Genomic DNA, 480 nt, shown 5'->3' with positions numbered 1-480 from the left:
GCCGGACGGCAAGTACTACCTCTTCTTCACGGGCCTTGAAGACGCAGAGCGGTCCATCGGCATCGCCGTCGCCAGCAACCCGTTAGGGCCGTGGGAGATTGCGCCCGAGCCGATGCTGACGGCGGCGGGTGCTGGACTCGGCGCAGGCGGCACCGTCATCGCGCCGCATGCGGAGCTTGTGAACGGCGTGCTGCGGGTCTGGTACACCGCGGTCACGCCAGATGGCGGTCATTCCATTGCCTATGCGGAAGCGGATTGGGGCGGCGGCGTCGCGCCGCAGGATGCGAACCAGCATCGGCTCGGGACGGAGGCCGCGGACACGCTGCTGGGTGGCGACGGGGCGGATCGTATTTCCGCGGGCGGTGGCAACGACCTGATCGCCAGCGGGTCTGGCAACGACACCATCGAAGCCGGTGGCGGCGATGACGAGGTGTGGTCCGGAGATGGCGATGATCTGGTATTCGGCGGCGACGGTGACGA

Annotated in this window: 1 pseudogene; it reads left to right on the top strand. The window is 68.1% G+C overall.

Annotated elements, in window-relative coordinates:
* A pseudogene (locus ACFHNC_RS24745) lies at nucleotides 1-480 on the top strand (hypothetical protein); the annotation flags it as partial.

It is taken from the genome of Falsiroseomonas sp. E2-1-a4 (assembly GCF_051433165.1).
In the GTDB taxonomy this organism is placed as follows: domain Bacteria; phylum Pseudomonadota; class Alphaproteobacteria; order Acetobacterales; family Acetobacteraceae; genus Falsiroseomonas.
Note: the sequence above shows the minus strand (reverse complement) of the source record. Positions and strands in the feature narration are given on the sequence as shown.